This is a genomic window from Pontibacter korlensis, assembly GCF_000973725.1.
Taxonomy (GTDB): domain Bacteria; phylum Bacteroidota; class Bacteroidia; order Cytophagales; family Hymenobacteraceae; genus Pontibacter; species Pontibacter korlensis.
Map to the genome: position 1 here is coordinate 454,759 of NZ_CP009621.1, position 24,457 is coordinate 479,215.

15 protein-coding genes and 1 pseudogene are annotated in these 24,457 nt (G+C 49.3%); 3 read left to right on the forward strand and 13 right to left on the reverse strand.

Annotated elements, in window-relative coordinates; all coding sequences use genetic code 11:
* Positions 1–87 precede the first annotated feature (87 nt).
* From PKOR_RS01870 to PKOR_RS01885, 5 genes are all read right to left on the reverse strand, one after another.
* Positions 88–672, reverse strand: a complete 585-nt coding sequence (locus tag PKOR_RS01870) for an SMI1/KNR4 family protein (protein ID WP_046308821.1) — start codon at positions 670–672, stop codon at positions 88–90.
* 15 nt (positions 673–687) lie between these two features.
* Positions 688–6,924 (reverse strand): DUF6443 domain-containing protein, encoded by a 6,237-nt coding sequence (locus PKOR_RS01875; protein ID WP_046308822.1) that lies wholly within the window; start codon positions 6,922–6,924, stop codon positions 688–690.
* A gap of 61 nt (positions 6,925–6,985) precedes the next feature.
* A complete protein-coding gene (locus PKOR_RS01880) occupies positions 6,986–10,219 on the reverse strand; it encodes a hypothetical protein (protein WP_148561608.1) in 3,234 nt (1,077 codons plus the stop codon).
* Positions 10,220–10,466: 247 nt separating this feature from the next.
* Entirely contained in the window at positions 10,467–10,595 is a 129-nt protein-coding gene (locus PKOR_RS25815) for a hypothetical protein (RefSeq protein ID WP_262501847.1), read from the reverse strand.
* 904 nt (positions 10,596–11,499) lie between these two features.
* Positions 11,500–11,964, reverse strand: a complete 465-nt coding sequence (locus PKOR_RS01885) for a JAB domain-containing protein (RefSeq protein WP_046313944.1) — start codon at positions 11,962–11,964, stop codon at positions 11,500–11,502.
* A gap of 437 nt (positions 11,965–12,401) precedes the next feature.
* Between PKOR_RS01885 and PKOR_RS01895 the strand changes: the two genes are divergently transcribed.
* Positions 12,402–12,692, forward strand: coding sequence for a transposase (locus PKOR_RS01895; protein ID WP_046308825.1), 291 nt, complete (start codon positions 12,402–12,404; stop codon positions 12,690–12,692).
* Positions 12,692–13,555 (forward strand): annotated as a pseudogene (locus PKOR_RS01900) (IS3 family transposase); the annotation flags it as partial. The gene PKOR_RS01895 and the pseudogene PKOR_RS01900, both read left to right, overlap by 1 nt.
* Here PKOR_RS01900 and PKOR_RS01905 read toward each other — a convergent pair.
* Complete coding sequence (locus PKOR_RS01905; protein ID WP_200897413.1) at positions 13,552–15,066, reverse strand: type IIL restriction-modification enzyme MmeI; 1,515 nt, start codon at positions 15,064–15,066, stop codon at positions 13,552–13,554. The pseudogene PKOR_RS01900 and the gene PKOR_RS01905 sit on opposite strands and share 4 nt — an antisense overlap.
* Before the next feature lie 334 nt (positions 15,067–15,400).
* Here PKOR_RS01905 and PKOR_RS01910 point away from each other — a divergent pair, with 334 nt between their 5' ends.
* Positions 15,401–16,717 (forward strand): ATP-binding protein, encoded by a 1,317-nt coding sequence (locus tag PKOR_RS01910; RefSeq protein WP_046308827.1) that lies wholly within the window; start codon positions 15,401–15,403, stop codon positions 16,715–16,717.
* Positions 16,718–16,767: 50 nt separating this feature from the next.
* On the opposite strand, the gene PKOR_RS01915 is transcribed toward PKOR_RS01910, so the two are convergent.
* The 7 genes from PKOR_RS01915 to PKOR_RS01935 all read right to left on the reverse strand — a co-directional run bounded on the left by PKOR_RS01915 (position 16,768) and on the right by PKOR_RS01935 (position 24,143).
* On the reverse strand, positions 16,768–17,574 hold the full coding sequence (locus tag PKOR_RS01915) for an NARF domain-containing protein (RefSeq protein ID WP_046308828.1): 807 nt from the start codon (positions 17,572–17,574) through the stop codon (positions 16,768–16,770).
* Positions 17,575–17,603: 29 nt separating this feature from the next.
* Positions 17,604–19,739, reverse strand: a complete 2,136-nt coding sequence (locus tag PKOR_RS01920; protein WP_046308829.1) for a ThiF family adenylyltransferase — start codon at positions 19,737–19,739, stop codon at positions 17,604–17,606.
* Entirely contained in the window at positions 19,732–20,691 is a 960-nt protein-coding gene (locus PKOR_RS01925) for a nucleotidyltransferase domain-containing protein (protein WP_046308830.1), read from the reverse strand. The genes PKOR_RS01920 and PKOR_RS01925 overlap by 8 nt, the downstream gene beginning before the upstream one ends.
* An 89-nt stretch (positions 20,692–20,780) precedes the next feature.
* Complete coding sequence (locus PKOR_RS25185; RefSeq protein ID WP_179223094.1) at positions 20,781–20,918, reverse strand: hypothetical protein; 138 nt, start codon at positions 20,916–20,918, stop codon at positions 20,781–20,783.
* Positions 20,919–21,975: 1,057 nt separating this feature from the next.
* On the reverse strand, positions 21,976–22,233 hold the full coding sequence (locus PKOR_RS25450) for a tyrosine-type recombinase/integrase (RefSeq protein WP_235337140.1): 258 nt from the start codon (positions 22,231–22,233) through the stop codon (positions 21,976–21,978).
* Between the two features lie 33 nt (positions 22,234–22,266).
* On the reverse strand, positions 22,267–23,124 hold the full coding sequence (locus PKOR_RS01930; RefSeq protein ID WP_235337142.1) for a site-specific integrase: 858 nt from the start codon (positions 23,122–23,124) through the stop codon (positions 22,267–22,269).
* 521 nt (positions 23,125–23,645) lie between these two features.
* Entirely contained in the window at positions 23,646–24,143 is a 498-nt protein-coding gene (locus PKOR_RS01935; RefSeq protein WP_046308831.1) for a DinB family protein, read from the reverse strand.
* Positions 24,144–24,457 lie beyond the last annotated feature (314 nt).

Here is a 24,457-nt window from a genome sequence, read left to right on the forward strand (position 1 = left end):
TTCTGGTAGTAACTGCAGAAAGCCATAAATAAACGAGATACACTAACCATTTTGGGTTTACTCCCTGATATCACAATTTTAACTTATCTAATATGGAATTGTAGCATTATCTTCATCAAATTCTCTTCCTTTTTCATCAAACAGTAGATACAATCGGCTAATTTCTGATATTACCATTTCTTCAAAAGATGTCCATTGTATTTTCGACTCAGCATTCCATCTTTCACAACAATGAACGATATTGGTTTTCTTATCTATATATAGGTGGGAACCATCCCAATTATACCCGCCAATGAAGAAGTAACTTTCACTTGCACCCTCTGGTCTTTCATGAAGGTTGGGTGTCAATAGAGAATAAGGTTGTCTGATATTTCCATCAACATTGCGGTTAATTTGTCTTCTTAAACCATACAGACTAAATGTTGAGGATAACACATTTAAGCCATTTGCATAATTCATTAAAAACTCTCTGTATTCTTTTGGAATACTAGTCTTTAGCTCGTTCTCTAAATCACTTATTTCTTCTTTGCTTAATGAAGGGTATATAATATTTAGCCAAGCTTTCGGACCAAGATGTGGAGCTCTTCCTAATAGTATAGCCCTATTTGGTGTTACCTCTTTCCCAAGGCTTTCAAATTTATACACGAGTTCATCAATTTTGCTTTTATCCATATCAAGTTTATTAAATCACTGACGTTTCTTTAAATCTCCGTTAGTTTCATTTTTAAAGTTTCCTTTATGCCTTTCAAGGTGCTCTTTCTGAGTGACAAATTCAATGTTATTAGGATCTCCAGCTTTATCAGGATGGTGTTTCACGTTGTTTATATGATGTCCTTTATAACCTTTTACCTTTCCATTTGCTTTTAATTCCTTTAACTCTGATTTAGTCCAGTTCCTAGTTCCTTCTGCTCCACTTTCAACAAGTGCCTTTTCTTCTTTCCAAGCTTTTCTTACAGCACCTTGCCGAGCGTTCTTAAGACTTTTTGCATCTTGTACGGCATCAATAGCATTGGTAATTGTGTCGAAATGTTTACCAGCTTTTCCAAGCTTCAAAACATCTCCTCCTGGTGCTACAGAAATGCCGCTGATAATTGCATTTCCCCAGTCTCCCTTTTTGCCGTAATACAGAGATGCGGCTCCATCAACAATTCCAGTTTGGTCAACTAGGCCGCCTATATCCAATGCCGCTTCAACTATTGCGTCACCTTCTAACACATGGTTGCCGCCAAAATCAACTCCCAGAGAACTTGCATTTACGGAAATATCAACTAAATCAGTCTTAACAGTAATACTTGAATTGTTTTTCCCATAAATAGTAATATCTGGCACTCTCCCGTCTGGATCGGTGTAGATAATCGGATTGTTAAAGGTATAGTTGTAGGGTGACCACTCCTGCATTAGGTCAGCGGCAGGATCCACAACATGCCAGCGCCCGATCTGAGGGTCGTAAAAACGTGCTCCATAATCCAACCAGTTCAGTCCCAGCTCCGTCTGCTTTTCCTTTCCGTTGTACTGGAACTTGTGGTCAGGAGCCCCCTGCTTTTCAATGCCGGCTAAGTTGAGGCCCCAGGGGTCGTAGTGGTTCTCCTGCACCAGCATCGGCCCTGCTACCGCCACACTCATATCGTCAAACCAAGCCTCTTCCGCGCTCTCATTCGCCAGGTACACCTCCGCAAAGCCGTCCTGCTCTGCCGTGTACGCTAGCTCCAGCTCTTCCCATCCTTTGTTGGCCTTGCCGGAAAGGGCTTGGTAGCCACTGTCCACGTAGTTGGAGTCAGCATCGTAGACAATATAGCGAAGATAGGCCTTCGGTGCACGCTTTTCCTTCTGCAACACCTGCGGGGCCAGGGCCAGTCCCGCCCCTAGGTATGGCAGCGCCCTATTCTTCTTGCTTGTGCCAGCCTGCTCACCTGCGGCCATGTTGCCCGCTGTCACTACCGCGCTCGAGGCCAGCCAGGAGGCCAGGCTGAACACCAGGTCCTTCTTCCTCTCCGTCTCGTAAAGGCCGAAGGCTTTTACCTTCAGCGTATCACCCTTGTGCAGCTCCACCCGCTTGGCCGGACCCAGAGGCCTGTTACGCCCGGCTGAGAGCAGCGCCGCGTGGCTGCCCGTGCGGGAACGCATGCGGTCCAGGTGCCTGGTCTCCTCCACCCTATCGAACTCAGCTTCCTCGGTAGAGGCCATCATCGGCTCCATTGTCAGCTCATTGGTCGAAGTCACTGGCTCAGCAACGCTCACCCTGAGGTTACCCAGGTGGTCCTTGAGGTGGTACTCGTAGCGCCACTGCTGGTCCGTGCCCGGCTCATAGAGCGCCCGCCCCTCCGAAGTGTGCATATACACCGGCTCGCCCTGCTCATAGACAAAGCCCGCCGCGTAGTCGGTTGTCTTCAGCACACCGCTCTCAAATACCCGCTTCTGCAGCTTCTCCCCAGTGGCCGTGTAGGTGTACTCGATCCAGTTAGCACCGCCATCAAACTCAATGCGGCTGGGCAGGCTCAGACGGTTGTACTCCACCTTGGTGATGCCCTTGTTGTCGTCACGGGTCATATTACCGTTTTCATCGTAGCCGTACTCCGGCGCGGCGGCAGAGTACTTGCGGTCGTTCTTGTCCTCAAAGTCGTGCTCGGAGGCTGTTGTTCTCGTATCATCCACGCCCAGCAGCAGGTTTCCCTTTTCGGGATTGTAATGGTAGCTGAGCGCATCGATCTGACCGAAGGTCTTCGCGCTGCCCGGCACGGAGATGAGGCCCGCCCGGTTCATCGAGAGGATGTTGCCGTTGGCATCGTAGCCCACGCTCCACATCCTGTAGTCGTCCCCCTCCGTACCCTGGGTGTGATAGTTGGCATCAGTAAGGCGGCTGGCTCGGTCGTAGTCGTAGCTGTAGCCCCGCTGCACTTTATCCGACGCACTCTTCCACACCATCTCGGAGATGTTACCGTTATAGAAGCCCCTCGCCGCGCTCACACTGCCCGCGCCGTTCTTGTAGCTCAGCGAGGTGGGGTTATCGTAGGTGAGTTCCATGCCAAACACGTCATCGCTGTCGTCATTCTTCACATCCATGGTGAGCGAGGCGTTGTTAATCGAGGTGAGCCAGCCGCGGACATTGTAGCGGTAGTCCACCGACTGCAGGAAGGAGCCCTGCGCGGTCACCGGGTCGTAATCCGTAGAATGCAGTCCCTTATCCACCAGCTGCCCCAACTCGTTATAGGTATTTCTGGACAGCAGCACGCTGGGCTTTGAGTCAGTGCTCTGCCAGATGGCCTTAAGCCTACCTGCATGGTCATAGGTGTAGGAGACCTTCACCGTGCGCACGGCCGAGCTCCCCTCCCGGTGGGTGAGCAGCGTCTCCTCGACCAGGCCCGACAGGTCGTCTTTATATGTGGTGGCCAAGCGGTCCACACTGCCTAGGTGGCTGTCGGACACGCTTTCAAGCGGGCGGTACTCCTTATCATAATAGTTGACTGCGGTGAGCCAAGCACCCTTAGTGAGCCCCTCCATGCGCCTGGCGCGCGTGCCTGTCACCTGCCCGCGTACTGAGAGTGCTTTTTTATTAGGATCGCCCTTAAAGGCATAAGTACTGCTCTTAATAGGGAGATAGTCGTACTTGTCGTAGTAGGTAACCGTCAAGAGGTCCGTGGGGCTGATTCCCTTGGGATAGGCATTACCTAGAGTGTAGCCCACCTCCGCGTCGGAGAAGTTATCCTCCTCATGATGCACCGTCTCCAGGTCCAGCTCTGCCTGCACCGAGGACAGCCCTTTGCCCGGGAAAATCACCGTGCCTGTCATCACAGGGCGGCTTAGCGCGTCGTACTTGGTGAAGGTCCACTCATCCCGCTGCCGCTGCACCGCGTCCTGCGTGAGCACGGGCAGGTCCAGCTTGTTGTAGGCCATCCGCACCTCCCCTGAGCCCGGTACCTGTTTCCGGATCATCCTCCTGCGGCCATCATACTCATAGCGGAAGCACCAGTTGGCAAGGAATTCTTCCCCTGATGACAGAGCTGTAGACAGCGTGATTTTACCGGTAGCTGCGTCAGGAGCAGGCAAGCGGCGCACGCCCTCAGGCTGGATCACCAGGCGCAGGTTGCCCAGATCATCGTAGACGTACTGCGTGACCATAAAGCCTGTCTCGGACTCTGAATCAGAGATATTATCACCCTCCTGCACTTTCTTTGCCACCACGCGGCCCTGCAGGTCCTTGTATTCCACTGTCATGGAATTATGCTCATCTCTGGTTTCAGCGACAAATAATGTACCAGGGGCGTAGAAGCCTTGCAGGCGCCACTGGGCGTTCATCAGAGTGCCGTTATTGCCTAACTCTGAGGCATCCGCCACCGTGTTCCCCTCCCCTTCGGACATGCGCCAATTTCCAACGAGCACGCCCTCTGATTCTGGCAGCACGCGGTGCATGTTATCTTGGATTTCTACCTCTGACCTTACCTCTTTCCACACGCGCACCTCGTCAATGGCCCCTTTGAAGAACTGAGAGGAGCCTTGGCGCCCGCCGATGCGGAAGTCGTTCTGTGTAGCGACCTTGTCTCCTACGACACCAGTTACAGCCCGGCTGTGGGCGAACTGGCCGTTAAGGTATGTCGTCACATAGCCCGCACCGTATACCACGGCCACATGGGACCAAGTATTCAGGGGAGCAACTGCCGTCGTCTTTACCCAATTCCAGCCTGGGGAGGAGTTGGCAAAGGCCCAACCAATGGAGCCGTCGGGGTAGCGACCGATTTCGTACTCCCCTTCCCTATTGACTATAATGCCACCATAGGTAGCGTTGCTGCCTGTGCCTGTCGGGTATATCCACGCCTCCACTGTCAGCACATCCGACATTTTAAGATAGGTTGTGTTGCCAACTTGAACGTAACTACTGGTTCCATTGAAAAGAGCAGCATTGCCCATAGGGTTGTCGTTCACAGATGTCTCATAGGTCCCGGTGTTTGTCACTTGCCACTGGCGCACCTCACCCGCAGCGTTCGTACGTGGTATGGACTTGAGGGTGTGATCTGAGCTGGCCTCTGCCGGTACATCATCCGGCTGCCATGCCTCTCCCGGAGCGCCTTGCTTGAGCACCCGGCTCAATGGGGAAGGCTCGTATACCGGCACCGCCCACGGCGTAGTAGTTTTCGCAATCATTTGGTTCAACGGCGTCACCGGGTTTGTGGGGCTATAGAAGCTCTCCAGCTCTTTACTTCCCTCCAGGGCGTCGGGTCTATAAGCCCCGCCCTGTCCTGCCACATAAGGCAGATATGTCTTCTCCACCCGGCCGTAGACGTCGTAGCTCACCGGCGTCACAATGTCATTCCCCTCCGGGCTGGCCTGCATGAGCACCGTCTGCAGTTTCCGCCCAAGCCCGTCAAAATAAACGGTACTAACATTCTTCTCCCCCACTTCCATGCCCTGTAACTGGGCAGGGTCCGTCACGCCCTTTACCAGCACGTCCGTCTCCAGGATATAGTTCATGTCCCATCCATAGACTGACAGGCTTTGGGTGCGGCTCGAGCCGCATAAGCTGCCCACGACGGCCACAGACCCAAGCTGGTCTCCGAACAGCACCTCTATGCTGCTTGTGCCCTGCCCGGAGACAACGGTGGCCCCCGGCGGAACAGACCAGGTATACACGTCAGCATTGCCAGACACAGCGTAAGTATAAGGTTCCCGGTGCCCCCGGGCCACCTTCTCGGGGCCGCTAATGACGCTCAGGACCAGCTCATCGCTTTTGACCTGCACCTCAAATGTGCTGACGGATTCGAAGTTAACGCCACAGTTCTCACTGGATGCGTGTGACTTAACCACCCATCTGCCCGGCACATCGAAATTCAGGCTGAACTGGTTTCCTAGGTCCGCCTGGCTGTAGACGTTCCAGTCCCCCCCCCCGTTGCTGGAAACCCACACGTAAGGCTTCCCCTCACTGGAGGTGATGGTAAAGTCGGCTTGGCTTCCCCTGCAGACAGTCGAGCCAGAGGAACCTAGGGAAGAGGCGATCACACCGGACATCGCCGGTTTGGTGTCGACGTATATGGACTTAGAGCCACTTCTCGTACATCCTCCCTGCGTTACTGTGTACTCCAGCTGAAGCCTGTAACCCTCACTGTACTCATAGGTATAGTCAGAGTCGTACATGTAATCCGCCGGGACAAAGTTTGCTGCACTCTGGCTATCCAAGGTAAGTGTCCTGGCACCGACCAGCCTCCACTGGCTGCCGGCCGCATTAAGGGCATCAGGCAGATTGATCGGGAGGGTAGCACTGTTGTTCCCCCCGCCATAGCAAAGGTACACATCACCTCCATCTTCCAGTTGCTCCCCTACTACATCCACATATATGCTTGAAGAAGAGGCACTCCAACCGGATGCATTCTTAGCCCTTAGATAGACGCTCTGGCTTTCCGACACCCTTAGGTATTGACTTGAGCTGGCTGTGCTTGTCCCAGAGGGACTGGTTTGCCAATAGTAGGTAACTTCACTGTCCATCGGCGCGGCCCGTTGCACAACGGCCGCGCCAAAACAGTTCTGGAAGATCGTGGGAGCTGGAGGAGTTGATGGTTCTGACGGTGGTGCTCCCTCAATTGTGACCGTTTTCGTCACCCCCCAGTACCTTTCGGCCTCGAGGCAGTAGAACTCGGCGTAAATAGTAGCGTTACCGTTCTTTAGACCGAAGGTTATGGTTAAGTTTTCACTCGTCACATAGTCGTATCTTGTCTGCCCGGTATGGTCGTCCACCCACCAGTATCGAAGCTCTATCATTTCGCCGCACTCACTGGGGGTGTTCTGAAAGTAGTACATGTCCAGGGTGTAGGTATAGGTCTGACCGGCGGTGACCACGCTGGGCCCGATGATACTTTGGCACAGGCTTGGGAGTGTCAGCAGGCACAGCAAGGCACTAAAGGCCAGGCGCTTTATATTTTCCTTTGTGAAGGCTATCATGAGCATAGAAAGGGAATTATAAGGAGGATGCATGGAGGAAGTAAAATACGGACGAAGGGCATCAGATGCCCTCACCCTGGTAATGGTAGTCGTACATATTTGTAATGTTGCCCGCGTTGTCTTTTATGTGCGCAAGGCGACCAAAGCTATCATAGATAAAGTAGGTTCTGACATTGTTCGGGTCAGCAGCCGAGCTCATCCCCACCAAGGGGTCGTAGGTGAAGGTTGTAACCATGGCTTCCGCTAAGGAGGTGGCTGTTCGCAGGGGTGCGAGAAAGCTTTCAACCTCTGCGTCCGTTGGATGAAGCCTGTCCCTGAAGGCGCGAATACTAGCCTCTCCGCCCAAAACGGATGCCAGCGTGGCATAGGGTATATTGTCCACCTTGGCTATCAGCTTCTGCCCCCCGTACCCCCACACGTAGCACGTTGTGGGCCCGTCCGCCGCGGAGGCACTTAAAACGTTCCCCTGTTCATCGTAGCCATGGTAACGGAATCTGATTTCAGCCGGGTGCTGCTCGACTTGGGTCTCCACGTACGCAGGGGCGTAGATTCCCGTGTGCGGTGAATAGTAGTTTGTTCGTGTCAAGGAGAGCTGACGGTTATTGTTCAGGTGAATCTCCTCTACAACCGGAGTCAGCATATTCTTGCCGACCATGGCTTGGTAGACCCCCTGAGGATCCAAGCCTGCGTCTATCATATACCTAGGCCTGCGCAGGCGCTTTGTCAAACTTTCTCCACGGCTGCTAGTTGTCTCCTCCTCGGCCAACAGTTTGTCTTTCTCATTGTAACTGTAGCTGGTTGTGCTGCTAACTGTACTGGTGGTCTGTCCGTCCGCAAAGTAATGTTTCTCACTGACAGAGGTCAGCTGATACCACCTGCTGTACAAGGGGTAGAGGTATACTGTATAAGGAGCATAATTCATCTCCATATCATTGTATGTTGCCGAGGGCTTAAAGGCCCTATGAACAACATAGTTGTTGATGGTTTGGGGGGAGGTTATCCAACCGGAGTAAAACCATGCCTGTTCCTTGGCAATAGAATACTCCCCGTCTGTAAGGCTGCCATGGTATCTTTTGCTTTCCAGTCCGTTTGTCCACCCGATGTTTGTCATTGGCACTGAAGGGGTGAAGTCCCCGATTATCCTTGTGGTGGCCTCATTGGATTCAACCGTGTACTCACTGGCAATGAAAGAAGTACTGCCTTGGTCCTGGAACTCAGTCACGCAGGAATAAATGATATGGAATCCCCCATAGGGACTTATGTCAAACCGGCTCTTGGAGCTGAGCCGGTAGCGCTTGATGATTCTTGGGCTAGGCAGACAGTCGGATCCCTGACCGCAGGGCTCATATATCTCTGTATAATAGTATGACCCGAAACCGCTCCTTTCATTGCTGATGTGACTGGAAGTCTTTTCGCTGTAGACCAAATTATGCTCTACCTGGTCAAAGGACTTATAGCTGTAGGCCTTGACTATCGGAGGGGAGTAGAGCGAGTTGGTGGTTACCTGTTTTACCCGCTGCCCATAATAAGGCTCATCCACCAGAACCTGTCTTACCTCACTGCTGTAGTTAAGGATATACTCCAAGGTAGTGCCTTCCCCGTACAGTGAGGCGCGCAGCTCATAGTCCGTATCAGGGGACAGGGAAATGCTCTCGATGTACTGCTCGTACAACTTCCTGGTCACGATCCCACTACTGTTATTGCCAGGTATCCAGACTACACGGTTGTTGGTGACATCCCAGAGCTGGAACTCGACCCTATGCAAGGACCCGTCGTTGTCATAGGGGTACTCCCCGTTGGCGTACCCTGTGTAGACGCTTAGCCTGACCTCTTGCCCATAGGGCACCCTGATGGCTTCTGAAGTTATCTCCGTTAGGTTAGGGTTGTTGTTTACAAAGAACTCTTCCTGCGTTGCCGGCTCCAGAACTTCCTTTGTTGTAGTATAGGTGTTTTGCTCGTACACTATGGACTCGGTTCCGCCAGTCGGGTAGACAACCTCGTTTAGCATCCCAAAACGGGAAGCCGCTCCAGGCGTGCGATCCGAGGTTTTGACATAGCTTTTCCAGTGAAGAAGGGATCCTCCCGATTCATACTGCAAGAAGTAATCTGCCTCCTTGGCGGGAGTAAAGCCCTGCCCTCCTTTTGCATTGTAGTAGCCAACCAGGTCTTGGGAAAACGAAAAGCGGTGCGGCAGCTCCTCAGGGCTTATGTAACTGAACCCGTACTTCTGAACGGGCAGACCGTCTGAACCACCGATTTCGAGAGAGGTCAAGAAATACCTTGTTTTCAGGGTTCCTAGATCCTCACTGGCGCTGATTGTGGCGGCTAACTGTGGCTCCATGGCTTTGGTGGAAACCACTTTATCATAACCGAGGCTAGCCTGCTTTTTGAGTAAGCCGCCGCTGCCATAGAGGCTGACTGTTTTGAGCAGCTTCGCTCCGTAAAGGTCCTGCCTGTCATCATAATTGAACGCAAGTGAGAATCCCAATCCAGTCACTGCCACGAGGTACTTGGTGGTGGTGACCTTATAGCGGGAGCAGTTCATGCTGGCAAAGTAAGTATAGTGTGAGTTATCGTTTAAGAATCCGTCTCCCGCCTCTATCCCGTTCTTCATGTCATAGAACTCATTATAGTCATACATATAGCTGTAGGAGACGGTGTTGTAGGTAAAATGAACCACATCGTTATAGGGAGACTCCACTTTGCTCAGGAACCAGGCCGTTGGCAGGCTGGGATTGGGATTGGCCCCATCATCACACGCATTGTCGTTGTCGTACTGGGTGTATTCGATGTCGGAGTTGATGCCAAATGAATACTTTGTACCATCGGAGTTAGTCAGCGTGAACGTGTAGGGGAAAGTGCTGAGCACCTCAATAGATACCCCTTGCTGGTGGTTCAGCAGCAGAGCCTCCCCATCCTTTATAATGAAGTCTCCGCTCTGGCCAAAGACATTGAACGAGAACACATCGTATTCACTGTCGTGGCCTGCAGAGTTCTCGAGCCCCACGTAGACCTCCTCTAGGTAATCTAGGCCCTCCTGGGTGTACCCGGTCAACCTGTCTGGCGTCACCGCACCTCTTTGGGATGCGTACTCGTCAGGTACCCCCCGCACGGTCCGTTGTATCACCCCGGTAAAGCTGTCTGTCCAACCTATGCCAAGCTGGCCACCCCAGTCGTTTACCCTGGTTCCGGTGGAGAAATACTCTAAAGTGGGCGCATAGGAGATAGCGCCTTGCTGGAGCTGAAAGAGGGGAATACTCTTCCCAATCCCCCCGGTTGACTTCTTAACGTTCATTCCCCCATAGCTACCTAAGGAGGCGGCGGTTGGGGAAGGGGTGAGCCTCTTCTCGGCGTTGAAGACATCGAAGCTCTGGGCTGCTCCCCTTTCACTTGTGAGCAACGCAAACCAGCAGCACAAGGAAAAGAGCATCAAGTTTTTCTTCATGATGAAATAGGACTTTAAATTCGAAAGTTTATTTTTTTTTGAAGGCGTTCTGACTTGACTGCAGAACGCAACTCGTTTTAGGTCGTGCGAAACGACCTCAGTTGAACTTGCCGATGTTGCTCAGGTTGAGCGTAACGATGATTTGTTTTGGGAAGTGGTGCAAACTCACCTTTGCAGGAATAGCTGTAATGTAGGCAGGCATAAGTGTAAGATTGTTTGTTTTCACGTAATAAGCACAGGCAATTATATTACAATATTCATATATATTAAATTGCTTGTTGTTATGCTATTGTTAATTTTAAGCCGCGACAGTAGAGGATGCAGGAAGGATTACTGCAGACAGGTTATCAACTGCTGTCTGAGCAAGCGTGCTTTACATGACAATGTTAGGATGTTGCCGGGAAGCAAGGCTACGCCAGACAATCAGTAAAAAAATCCTTCAACTTGATCGTTAGACCAAGTTGGTCGGGCAAGTTGCCCCGTTAGTGCGATTAGCATTTGGATGTCTAGGAAGGTGAACTAAAGAGAGAAAGTAAAAGCAGAAGGTACTTAAATGATAATTAATAGACGGGCGTTCTTAGGGATTATTAACAGATCTTCAAGGCTATTACTCACCCAAAGAAGAATTATTTACTTTCAGGTACAAGCCATAAATTTAGATCCTGCTCTGGCAGTAATTAGAAATTTAATCATCCATTTCATAAAAGATGCTTTCCCTTACTCTATAACAAACGTTATGATGAGCTAAATGCAACTCGAATCATAAACCCAATTGATAGCGGGATTATAGTATCGCTTAAGATCTTACAGTTGTATGCTGGCTGCATGTCCGATGCAGCCAGCATACAGCCTACAGCTAACCTCACCTGCTGGTAATACTCCTACATTACCCTCTGGAGGGCCTGACTGCAGGAATCCGCAGTGACTTCCTTAGAACATGGAATTGGGCGGTTCTGAAACGGTGCCCTCCCACGACCCGGTAAAGCAGCTTGCGGGGAATTTCAAAATTCGCTTGCCCTGATCCAGTTCCTCGACCACCAGGTATGCCTTAGGCTTGATTGCCTGCGGGTCCCCACAGGATCACCTATGTGCAGGACGCACATGGGTGACAAGATGTTGAAACGAGGGGGCTACAGGAGTCCCTCGTCTGCTAAAGAGTAGTAGCTCTCGCTGGTGAGGATGAGGTGGTCCAGCACGGCGATATCCAGCAGCTCGCCCCCTTGCTTGATCTTCTTGGTGAGCTGCAGGTCCGCCTGGCTGGGTTTAAGGTTGCCCGAGGGGTGGTTGTGCGAGAGGATGATGGCCGAAGCGCAGGCTTTCAAGGCGGCCACGAAGACGAGCTTGGGATCCGCCACGGTGCCGGCCACGCCCCCGGTGGAGAGCTCGTAGACACCCAGCACCCGGTTTGCGCGGTTCAACAGCAGCACCTTGAACTGCTCGACGAACTCTATTTTGCTCTTGTCCCAGCTCTCCTTCAGCACCCTGTAGGAGTCGGCAGAGCAGGTGACCTGCGGGCGCTCTGATGGTTTCACCTTGTTGCGGTAAGAGAGCTTGACTTCGGCTACTTTGGCGGAGGCTTTAACGGTCTTTTCCATAATCATCTGGTTTTTTAGTTAGAGGAATTGATTATGGTGCCCCCTCAGGCCCCGGGCAACCAAGCCCAGAAGGAAACGGAATAAATGGGCCGCGGGCGGGCCCAGCGGGTTTATGCCGTAGTCTTTTGGGCGCCCCGGCAGCCCGGGGCCTACCTTTGCGCCAACAACAATGACCCTGGACTTTTGCTTTGAAGTGGCTTTGGGCCCGCGCTCCTTCCAGACTCCACCGCTCCCTTCCCAGCTATGATCCGCTATGACTACCACTACCGTGCTGTTGGTATGTGGGAAACCCCGCAGGGTGTTTTCCACATACCAACAGCCTTTTAGGCGGCTCCTGTCACGCGTCTTTTTTGGAGGGAGCGTGCGCGTGAACTTGCTACCTTTGACTGGAGGCTTATTGAAAGGCAGCTTCACAGAAAGTGTTATATTTAGCTGTTATGGAAAAAAGAGAATATGACGCCTCCTTCAAGCGGATGGCCATTGATCTGACCTACGCCAGGGGATCGGTAAAGGAAGTGGCTCTGGAGCTGGGCATTGACCCCGGCAGACTTAGCAAGTGGCGCCAGAAGGAGGGCACACCCATAAGGTCGGCCGAAGGTTTAACGGACGAGCAAAAAGAGATCAAAAGGTTGCAGAAAGAGCTAAAGGAGGCGCAGCTGGAGCGAGATATCCTAAAAAAGGCCATCAGCATCTTCTCCAAGGGAGACGGGCGGTATACGGATTCGTAGAAGAGCACCGGAACCAATTTCCCGTAGAGAAGATGTGCAAAGTCCTGAGGGTGAGCAGCAGCGGATTCTACTACTGGCTCAAGCACCCGGTGGGGCTAAGGGAGCTCAGAGAAGAGCGCCTGGTGGCCCAGATCAGGCAGGTGCATGAGCAGAGCAGGGGCCGCTACGGCAGCCCCCGCATCAGCTTTGAGCTAAAGGAGCAGGGCATCCAGGCCTCCCGTCCCCGCATCGCCAGGTTGATGCGAAAACATCAGATTCAGAGCATTGTACGGAAGAAATACAGGATCAATACCACTGACTCCAACCACAGCCTCACAGTGGCAGAGAACTATCTCAACCGGGACTTTACCGCAGCCAGACCGGCCGAAAAGTGGGTGTCGGACATCACCTACATCAGAACAGAAGAGGGCTGGCTCTACCTGACGGCTGTGCTGGACCTGGCCGACCGGAAGGCGGTGGGCTGGGCGTTGAGCCAGACCATGGAGGCGGAGGCCACCACGGTGGCCGCCTTCCAGATGGCTCTCAGCAACAGGCCCTTGAGCGGGGAGTTGCTCTTCCACTCTGACCGGGGCGTGCAGTATTCCTGCAGCGCCTTCAGGGAGCAGCTGGAGGGGATGCCCGTGCTGCAGAGCATGAGCCGCAAGGGCAACTGTTGGGACAACGCCGTGGCAGAGAGCTTCTTTAAGACGATGAAGACCGAAATGGTTTACCACCACAGGTTCGCCACCAGACAAGAGGCCGGGCTGGCCGTGTTCGAATACATCGAGGGCTTCTACAACCGCAAGCGGAGGCATTCGGCACTGGGCTACCTGACCCCTAGCCAGGTTGAGGAAGAATTATATCAACAAAGAAGGGCTGCCTAAGAAAAAGCCTCCAGTAAAACATTGCAATTCCATTGCAGGTATCCGATCCAGAGCACTACGTCGGCGATGGCCGCTGCCCGAGGGTTTACCTCCAGGCCCAGCAGCTGCGCCGGCGTTACGGTATAGCCGCCCGTCATGTCGAGCGTTTTCTGCCCCGGGAAGTGGTTGAGGTACTCGGTTACCTCGCCCTCCAGCCTTTTGAGGTGCTCCAGGGTAACGTACAGGAAGTTGCCGCTCCCGCAGGCCGGGTCCAGCACGCGCACCGAGCACAAACGGCGGTGGAAGCTCTCGATCTCTTTGCGGGCTCCGGCTTCGTCGCCGCTGTCTTCGAGTATGGCCGAGGCGGTGCGGGCTGCTTCCCACTCTTCGCGCAGCGGCTCAATCACGGTGGGCATCACCAAGCGCTCTACGTAGGCGCGGGGGGTGTAGTGGGCACCCAGCTTGTGGCGCTCGCGCGGCTGCAAAGCTCGCTCCAGCAGCGTACCGAAAATGGCAGGCTCCACATCGGCCCAGTTGGCCTCAGCAGCAAGTATAAGCAAATCTAATTGGGCTTCGGTAATAGGCAGCGCCTCGGGGTCTTTAAACAAGTAGCCGTTAAACTGAGGTATTTCTCTGTGTAACGCAGGTGCAAAACCACCTTTATCCATACTCTCCCATAGGGCTTTTAGTGCACTAGGAAAGTACTGGATGTTCTGACGGTACAACTTCAAAAGCTCCTTAAAAGAGTCCTTTGGCAAAAGCTCTACGTCTTCGGCAAACATTGTGAACAGGCAACGCATCAGAAAGCCTGATACTTGTTCCGGTGTGTAGCCAGTCTGCTCCAGCGATGTCGCCAGCTTTGCCAGCCGCTCAGCCAGCTGCCTAGTTACACGCGCGGCACGTCGGCTTGGATCTAGTTCTAGCGGTTCGGTAAAGAGCAGGCGCAGGCGTTCGCGCACTTCCTCATTTTCAAAGTCGGCTAAGGTAATCCGGTAGTTCTGCGGATCGGGGAACGGCACATAGGTCTTTCCCTGCCGCGCAAAGTCGGCATAAAGATCGATGCAGTAGCCCACATCCACCACCGCCAGAAAGGGCGGCCAGCCTTCGGTAGTCGGCAGAGAGCGTGCATAACGCAGGGCCTGCTCTTTTGCCTTTTTCATTTCACGCTCCCAGGTGCGGGTGTCGCGGGTGGCAGTGCCGGTCTTTGTTTTTACACGCTCCGCGCCCAGCTTTTCCGCCTCGCTTATATCTGCCTTGTCGGAGCCCTGCTTGGCCTCCAGCACAAAGCAGTCCTTTTTGTAGAGGTCGATAAAGTTGGTGCTGGTCTTGCCCTCACCGTCGTCGAACACCACCGGCCGCTCAAAAGTATAAGTCGCCTCATGTACCTTATCGGTGGCCGGCATCGGCTTCTCCACGCCCAGCAGTTCGCACAGCTCCGTTAAAAACAGCTGATAGTTGGCTCTTTCCGAAGCGCCAGAGGCTTTCCAGCGGCTGATGAATTGTTCAACGGCAGCGGTAGAGATTTGGCTCATATTAAAAGGTAAGGTTTGTTTTCTGGGATGTCATTTTATAAGTGCAGTTTATAAAAAAAGAAGGAGAATATATAGTACTACTTCTATTATGACTGCAAACCAGTGGCTTCTTCAATATGCCCTATAACTCAGCCTCCATTCTAAAGCCAAGAACAAAACTCACTCACACTGCCTTGTCAAGTTTTTCTGTTATAAAACTTGACAATTACTGAGATTAAGATTTCACAACCTTAACTTATTTACCAGCAGAAGCCATCTGTTTGATTTATAAAGAGCACATTGGCGCTTATAGATGTAAACCACTATTTTTGAAGTTCACAAAACAGATAGTTGAATGCCCGAGAGTCAAAATATCGAGTGGAAGGTTAGTTGGCGCGACGAGTACCTGAAGTGGATCTGCGGCTTTGCCAACGCCAAGGGCGGCAGGATCTACATTGGCAAGGACGATGACGGCCATGTCACCGGCCTCTCTGACTATAAAAAGCTGATGGAGGACATTCCTAATAAGGTGTTGAATCATCTTGGCATCCTCTGTGACGTGAACCTTCATGAAGAGAGTGGCAGGCACTTTATCGAAATTGTGGTGCATCCCTATGATGTGCCGATCTCTTACCACGGGAAGTACCATTTCAGGAGCGGCAGCACGAAGCAGGAGTTAAACGGAGCCGCTCTAAACGAGTTCCTGCTCCGCAAGGCGGGCAAAACCTGGGACGACGTAGTAGAACCCAGCGCTACGTTGCAGGACATAGGCGAAACCGGCATCGAGGCTTTCAAGAGGGGAGCCAGCAACAGCAGGCGTCTACCTTCCGCGGCGGATGACAGCACGCAGGAGCTCCTGAGAAACCTGAGGCTGCTGAAGGGAGATGACCTGAAGCGAGCGGCTCTGCTGCTATTCGGGAAAGATGTGCGGGCATTCTTCCCCACGGCTTATGTGAAGATTGGCCGGTTCGGAAGTTCTGACGCTGACTTGCTCTTCCAAGACTTAGTGGAGGGAAATGCCTTTCAGCTGGCTGACCTTACCTTGGAACTGCTACAGAAGAAGTACCTCACGGCCCCTGTTTCCTACCAGGGGCTTCACCGCATAGAGGGTTCTGAGTATCCGTTTGAGGCACTCCGCGAGATCCTGCTCAACGCCATTGTGCACCGCACGTACATGACAGCTCCCATCCAGGTGAGTGTCTATAGCGACCGGCTCACCGTCTGGAACGAGGGAACACTGCCGGATAACCTGTCGATAGAAGACCTGAAGCGGAAGCACCCGTCTCTTCCCAAGAACCCCGTGCTGGCGGATGTCTGCTTCAAGGGTGGCCTGATCGAAGCTTGGGGTAGGGGCACTGTGAAAGTCATGGAGGAGTGCCGACGCCACGGACTTCCTGAGCCCCGCATAGAGACCATCGCCGGCGGTATTTCTGTCACGCTTTTCAAGGACATCTACACAGAGGAGCTTCTGAAGGAATTCCATTTGAATGAAAGGCAGGAGGATGCTTTACTGCACTGGAAGGGTGAGGGAAGGATTCGGAGCAGCAGGTACAAGGAGAGATTCGCCGTGACGGACAGAACCGCTCTAAGGGACCTGACCGAATTGGTGGAAAAGGGGCTGCTTACTAAAGAAGGGGAAAAGAAGGCCACTCTCTATGTTTACAGAAGCTAGTATGTCGGATAAAAGTCCTTAATGTCGGTTAAATGTCGGATAAAAATGCATCAAGCATCTAGTGCCTGCTCCTGCAAAATATCCTTAAATATGAGTGTGTTTACTATTTGATGATAAACAGTGAATCTGCTGTTAGCGTAATTAAGCCTCTCGCTAAAGTGAGACTTATCTTGAGGAAGTTCTAGCCTTCCTCCGTAGTAAACAAACACATCTTCTGCATTGCTTTCTTCCAGGTAACTTACAATTGTTTCTGTGTCTAAGTTTTTCCTAATGTTACAGAATATAAGCAGATCAGACGGAGGAAAAGGTATATAGATGTCAACGGTGGTGCACTCTATATTTTTAAAGCCCATTCGTTTAAGCAAGGTTTTCATGAGATTCGTTTCATCATCAGATCCACTAACGACCCTCACGAGCTTCTCTTTCTTTACTTTGCTTTCTACCCTATGACTGTTCACCAACTCCATCATTGATTGAGTGTTTTCAAACAGGTACGTCTGAAGTTTTTCCTTTAGAGTGTTTTCGGCGAGCTTTTTCATACCCCAAAAGAACTGGTAAATTAAGCCTCCTATTCCAAGAGCTAACAGGAGACCACCAACTACGGCTACTGTGTTTAGGAGCGTAAGCTTATCGTCTATCTCATTCTTTTTTTCCGTCAGCTGTATATCGATCTCTTGTTGGTTCTCCTGTAGCTTCAGGTGTACTTCTTTCTCCAGGTTGTCTACTTTCTTTTGAATTATTTCTTGGTTGTAAGTTTCTAACTGTTGAACTCGGTTTTCAATGGAAGTATTAGGTTCTTTAGCATGGACAGAGAAACACATCATGACTAGAACAACAAAAAGAACTAAATTTTTCATTTTATTTTAACTTTTGATAGCCGAAAGTATCAGTTATAAGGTGAAAATTTATACAATTTATTTTTAGAGAAAACATAGAAGCTAAGCTGCATCTCTCCTTTGTACCCTGACGCGATTAGTAAAAGGGGATTAGCTACCGCCACACTTCCAGCCTCCGCTACCTTTTTCAAAGAAGCAAAGTCTTGAGGTGAGTACTGACCACTGCCTTTAGGGTGAGAGTGCCACTCACCCAAATATTCAACCCCTGAATCATGCTCTTTCCCGTATTTATTCAGCTTCTTATTAAGCTCATCTGTATCAGGGACAAAAGATGTGGGTGAGCTTTTAAATTTGGAAGGTAATATTACATCAAAAACTAATGCCTCCGAAAAATCATCTGAGTAGGAGCCCATCAAAAGACCTCCATATTCATTTGGAAAGAAGGAATCAGAATTAGCTAGAACTGTTTCTACAGTGGCTGAAGATACCTTAAGTTTAAGCCCAAGTTCTGGTTGCTGATATTTTATGAAAGACAACTTGCTGATAGATGAATTGGTTTCGGCAGAAAGAATAAATGTTTCAGGTTTCTGTCCGTTCAAAGTTGACGTGTTGATATTATTTAGTGCTTTATTAAGCAGCGCGTTAATTTCAGGATAGCTAGCCTCGAATGTAAAGTGCCAGCATCCAGTGCCAGGCTTAAATGTTGGATAATGATCCGCTTTAAGCCAATCTAGAAGTCTAGACTTCATCTCAATAAGCCGAGGGCTGTCCCATGAAGATAAGCACAGCAGGTGTCTTGCTTTATTTGTAATGGAAAGACTAACGATGGGAGAAATTACATTTCCGTAGGACAGCATTTGTAGCACCTGATTATCGGCAGAGCAATCGAATATCAGGTCAAACTGGTTTAATACAGATGCTGTGTTCTCGTAATATCTGCCTTTGGGACTCGTCGGCTGTATCGCTGCGATTGTCTCTATATCGACGAAGGGAGAAATATCCAGTAAGCTTAGACGCAAATTCAGCACCTTAGCTATATTCGTGTGCTTAAAGGTTAATTTACTCCTGCAAACATTACCAGGCTCAACTGTATCACTGTCAGATAAAGTCAGTTTTGTTAGACCTCCTCGCACAAGCAGTTCTGACAACGAACTGCCTATAGCTCCCGCACCTATTATTAGAATGTTCTTGGACACCAAAGCCTTACTGAGCATTCCACGGCCAAAGAATCTTTGGTAACTACTGTTCGTTGTCCCATCCCAGAGCAGGGGCTCAGTGAGGTTCTTGATATACTTGGGGCGCCGCTTTAACTCTCTCCTCCTAAAGTCTTTGACTGGAACCAACAGGAGATCCCAATGGACTTCTTGCTTATTGTCTAAGGTTGGGATTGCATAGCCCAAAGCCAAAAGAAAATACTCTCGTAACCCATCAGGACCAAGCATATACCTGGCACTCTTTTTACAGAAGTCTAAGAAGAAGTCAGAGAATGACGATGGAAGTAAGTCTCGGAGCTGTTCCCAAGAATCCATCTTCAACCGGTGCCTTACGACCGGCTCCTTTGCCACAAATACCCAAACACCCTGATAGAGATCACCGCCCTTGTAAGCTTTAGACCAAGAGGATTCCTTTCCTCCTAACTGTTGAGCCAGCAGAGTATAAGTTTCCGCTTTTCCGTTAGATGTTAGCCTTTGGTTAAGAACCGTATAGGTCATGGTCCCATACAGGTTCTCTCTAAATCTGTCTGGTGTTAAATCATTTGCTGTCTCGGAGAAAAGCAGGTGAGCCTTGCCCTGTGTTTTGAAGGCAGGGTATTCATACTCTTGGCGGGTTTCATTGATATATAAATCCTCTATCCACTGGTATAGCTTTTCAACATCCAAAGAGAGCCTGGTATGTAGGTGGTCTACAAACGGAGTATTAAGGCAAGCATTTCCTCCAAGCGTTTCTGTGGCAGTAAGATTTTGATGGTTGTACCCTTTTATCGTTCTGCAGTAAAAGTGTGCTTCGCCAAAAGGGTAATCTTCGGGCAGAAGCACTTCAAAGTCTAACGGGCCTTTGGCCGTATCGATACAGATTCGGCCGTGGTAAAAAGGCTCTTCATCAAGAAGCCTAAAATTTTGTTCAAGTCGACATCTTTCCAACCCCGCAAAATAGCTGTTATAGAATTCAATGTCACTTTTATGCATAAGATGTAGGGGGTAACTTCGTAGTAGCTTCACTTTTTCTCTCGTACTGGGAGTTGCTACTGCTCTTTTTCTCTTCCTCTTTTGGGTATTTAGGGTTAGCCGGGAAGTAATATTCTATTTTCTTTTCATCCTTCTCGATCTTCTCCAGCATTTCCTCAATCTCTTCGTGCAGCTCATCTTTTCTCTCTGAAGTTAAGCTATCTGCCACATTATTGTTGCTGTTACCAGGATCCTTAAGCGAGATTGTTTTGATATTGTCCCTAATGAATTCTAAGGACATTTTTAGCCTGGCCCAGAGCCCTCTTGGCACATCTTCCGCCTGATCGAAAGCTTCCATGGTCAATAGCTCCACCAGGAAGGATTTTAGGTCATGGTCGTGGTTGAACTTCCACACCTTGATTAGTTTTATAGTCTCCCTTTCATTAGTCCTACCTCTGATTTTTTCCAGTTGCTTATGAATGTTTGTTTTTTTGGAAGTTGGGTCATCCTCTTTGTTCAAATAGAGTTTTATGTCATTTTCATCAGAATTGGAGTCTGAAGCCAGCTTCCGCCCAGGTGTGACATCAAAAAGCACATCATCTCCATCTACGTTAAACTTTAACCCAACCGATACTTTTTGCTTTCTGACCTTTACTAGGTCATCATCGGTTTTCTTGTACTCTTTCTTTAGGAACTCATATACTGAATCGTGCATCTCTTTGAGGGTTTTAAACTTTTCTCTCTTAAAATGCACACACAGATCCAGATCAAACTTTGTGTTTATTGCTGTGAACTTACTGTAAGACCCAGAATTGATGATCTTCACTATATCACTGCCATACTCTTCACAAAGAGCATCTTTAACTTTGTCCCGCTTAGTTTTATATTTATCTAAGAGGTCTTTCTCTTCTTCTCGGTTAATGTTGTGCGTGTCGAGCACGAACTGGAGGTGGTTGTTCTTGAATGTGGACATGGAATAATCAATAAGGTAATAAAAGATAACTGGGCAGAATTTTGCTCTGCCCAGTTATTTACATTCTCATAAGTGCACTAATGTGCTACTTACTTCTTCTTGCCGCCTTTGCTCTCTCTTTGAGAAAGAGCGCTTCCTGCAGCTGTCTTGCTTGCCGCACTAGTACGTCCGTCTCTCAAAACTTTAGATGCAGCAGAAGCAGCTTTTCTGCTTGTTTCTTTACTCATGGCTAAAAGTTTACCTCATCTCAACAAAGCAGGTGAGCTGATTTCCTGCCGAAAGCATTTGCAGATTAATATATTTTACTACCTTTGCACTCGGGAAAAAGAAGATAATAATATTATATAACCTAATGGTATGCTTTACGTATCTACCATTTAGATTAGTGGAATCAATTATTTGACCAGATTTTTATGGTACACTTTGCCATCTTGTATAATATTAAATATTTACCATCTTTTATTTGTATAATAAAAGAAAAAGCATATATTAAATATAAATCACGCCTTTCTGTCAGTTCTTGGCAGGCTCCATTCCTCAATTGTTAGTACCTGTCAGCAGTACATGACAATTTACCTTATTTAACATAAGGTAAATTTATAAGACATCAATGAGTACTAGATGAAGCTTGCTTTATCATCCTTATTTTGGAAGTCATTATTTAATCCCAAATTATAGAATTTGCTAAAAAGTAGAAGTTAACTTTTCTCGTTTTATACTTGAGGTTAGTATAGAAATGAAGTAAATATTATAATAATATACACAAAGAATCTCGGTGAGGAGGTAAATTCGGGTGCCCGCTGTATTTAAGAGTAATACACACTTGATAGTGAACGGGTTATGCAGTAACTTCGAATCCCTGCATCGCATTGTTAATGTACAATAGTCAGGATGTAAGTGACATTCTCTGGTAATGTAAGAATAGGGTTACTACTTACTATAGCTTTCTTCACACCTAGTGCAAACTAATTAAACAATCAGTTTGCCGTATCCGCTGCGGCAGATCCCGCTCAGTCCAATTCATCAATCTAATTACCTCATAATACCTAAAGTTCCTGCAGATAGGCTCATTATGAGTTATAAGACTATGCAGGTTCCCTGCTAATGCAGTCCCGGTCCTTCCTTTCCCAGACAAAAATGCTGTTGAAGAAGCCGGCTTCTTTCTTTTATAGGCATTCTTCAAATCGACTTCGCGAGCTAACCATCCCTTGCTGTTGATCACTGCTTAAATCGCTCTCTGAGCAGGCGCATATCCTCCCCTACTTTCACATCCAGAATCTTGGCTTACTGCTGGGTAGTCCTTAGGCTGGTGTGGCCAAGCATTTTAGAGACACTTTCCATTGACACCCCGTTTAGAAGCGTCACAGTGGTGGCAAAGGTATGTCGGACAATATGAAAGGTAATAGGTTTTTCAATCCCGCACACGTCAGCTATTTCCTTCAGGTAGGCATTCATCTTTTGGTTGCTGAGCACAGGTAGCAATCTGCCGTCATACAGGCATTGTGGGTGATCCTGGTAACGCTCCAGAATCTGCAGTGCCAACGGCAGCAGGGGGATGCGGGACGGTGTGTCCGTCTACTGCCTGTTCTTGAAGATCCACTGCTCCCCGTCAACTCCCTTCCCAATATCCGCTCGCTTCAGCTGCTGCACGTCCACGTAGGCAAGGCCGGTATAGCAGCTGAACAGGAAGATGTCCCGCACCTGCATCAGGCGCTCGCTTACGAACTTCTTTTCCGCCATCGCGTTTAACTCCTCCTCTGTGAGGAACACCCGGTCCACCTTCCGTGTCTTGGCTTTATAATTCCGAAAGGGATCAACTTTCAGCCAGCCGCTCGAAAGGCAGATGCGGATTACTTTGCCAAAGTTCTTGATGTATTTAACAGCTGAATTGTTGTTGCACTTGCGAACGCTCCTGAGGTAGAAGTCATAGTCAGCGACGAAGGCATGGTCCACTTTCCCGATATCAATATCCTCCACCACATATTTCCAGCGCAGAAAGTTAGCCGTATGCTTTAGCGAGGTTTTGTAACGCTTTGACGTACCTTCTGAATATTCAGAGCCTATAAGAGCCTCAACCTTCCGGTTATGCTCCTTAAAGATCTCGATGAGCATTCTGGGCTTGTCCTCCTTGCCCAAAAATTTCATCTTAATTCTATCTGCCGTTATTGACTCGCCAGCCTCTATCAGCTGTCGGTGCGCCTCATACACCTTTGCCTGAAGTTTATCCAGGTACATGTTCAGGGATTTTATTTCCTCCCTGTTGCCGGAGGCACGGCCTGCGGCAACATTCCACCGGCCAGGTTGGCACTCTCTTCCCGTAGTAAGCTCAGCGCGCTTTCCCGTAACGGTAATCCGGATATAGATCGGAACAGGCCCGGAGGTATAGTTCTTGGGCTTCTTGAGATAGAACAGGAGACTGAAATTGATGCTCATAAAAGTGACTTTTAAGGTTGAACAAAGTTAGCTTTGCAGTCACTTCCAGACAAGATGCACATCAATTGAACATCCTGTATATCAATATCTTAAAACTACGTTGGTGAGTTAGTCCTGTCGTCTAAGTTACTCACCGAATCACTCACTTAAAATGTATGAAAAGGTGTGAAAACTTAGTGTGTCCAAAACAAAAACAGCCTGTAAACTTTTGATTTACAGGCTGTTTGCAAGTTATGATAAAAAAAATTGTGGAGATGCAGGGATTTTCTTTATCCGCACTACCAACTGATTATCATCAGTTTAAAACTTGCAATTTGAGTAACTCACCGAATCACTCACCGCCTGATATGCTGCAAACTAACTGCAAACACTATGGCTTAAAAATACTCAGAAGTTTAAGAAATAGCAATTAGGTTCTTGCTTTATACCCTGATGTTGAGATAGACCTTATCTACTCCTAGGTAGTCTAAAATTGTGGAGCTGACAATTGCGGGGAGCTGACACTGTGTTGCTACTGTTATTTATAAGCCTTGCTCGTCGGCACTTGGTCCATAGCTACCTGGAATAGGAATTCCCAACAGCCGCAGGTACAGACCAAGCTGTGCCCTGTGATGGATTGTTTGCGCCAGCGCATGGCGGATGGTTTCATACTTCGACAGGGTCATGTACACAGCATCACCGCTGCGCAACGTCCAAGGCTCTTCCAGCTGCTCTTCTGTTGCCTGCTCCATATCTGCTTTCGCCTTTGCCAGGTTCTTCTCGAACAGCGTCAAGAGCCCCTCTGTGTTGGTTACATTACCGGGATTATAGGGACTGGCAGCAAAGTCGAGTTCATCGGTTGTAACAGCCAGGGTTATCCAGGTGGGCAAATCGGCAATGTGCAGTGCCAGGTCTTTAACAGGCATGCTCTTGGGGTGAGGCTGCCAGTCGTATTTGTCGTCAGGCACGATGGCCAGCATTTTGCGGGTTTTCTGCCCTTCTTCCTCGATTTCCTTCAGAAGCTTCTCGATGAGTTTCATAGGTTTATTTTGTTAGTTTATACAAAACAATACTACTAAATAAATTAGTCTGCACCTATATGTTTAGCGATATGTTGCTACCAACCTTTGTCGATCAAGGAAAAGGCATGCTAACCATGGCACCGGCATGATAGGCTCCGGCCACCATTTCCTGGTGGCCTCCTTCCATCTCAAAATTCCGGGGTGCATGTTGCACAACTCAGGTATTAACTTACCTAGTTTGGGTCTTAGTTCAAATTTGATACTTCAAGTCCCGCATCAATTTTCCATCTGAAGAAATGATGGTAGAAACACAAGAAATGATGGTAGAAACA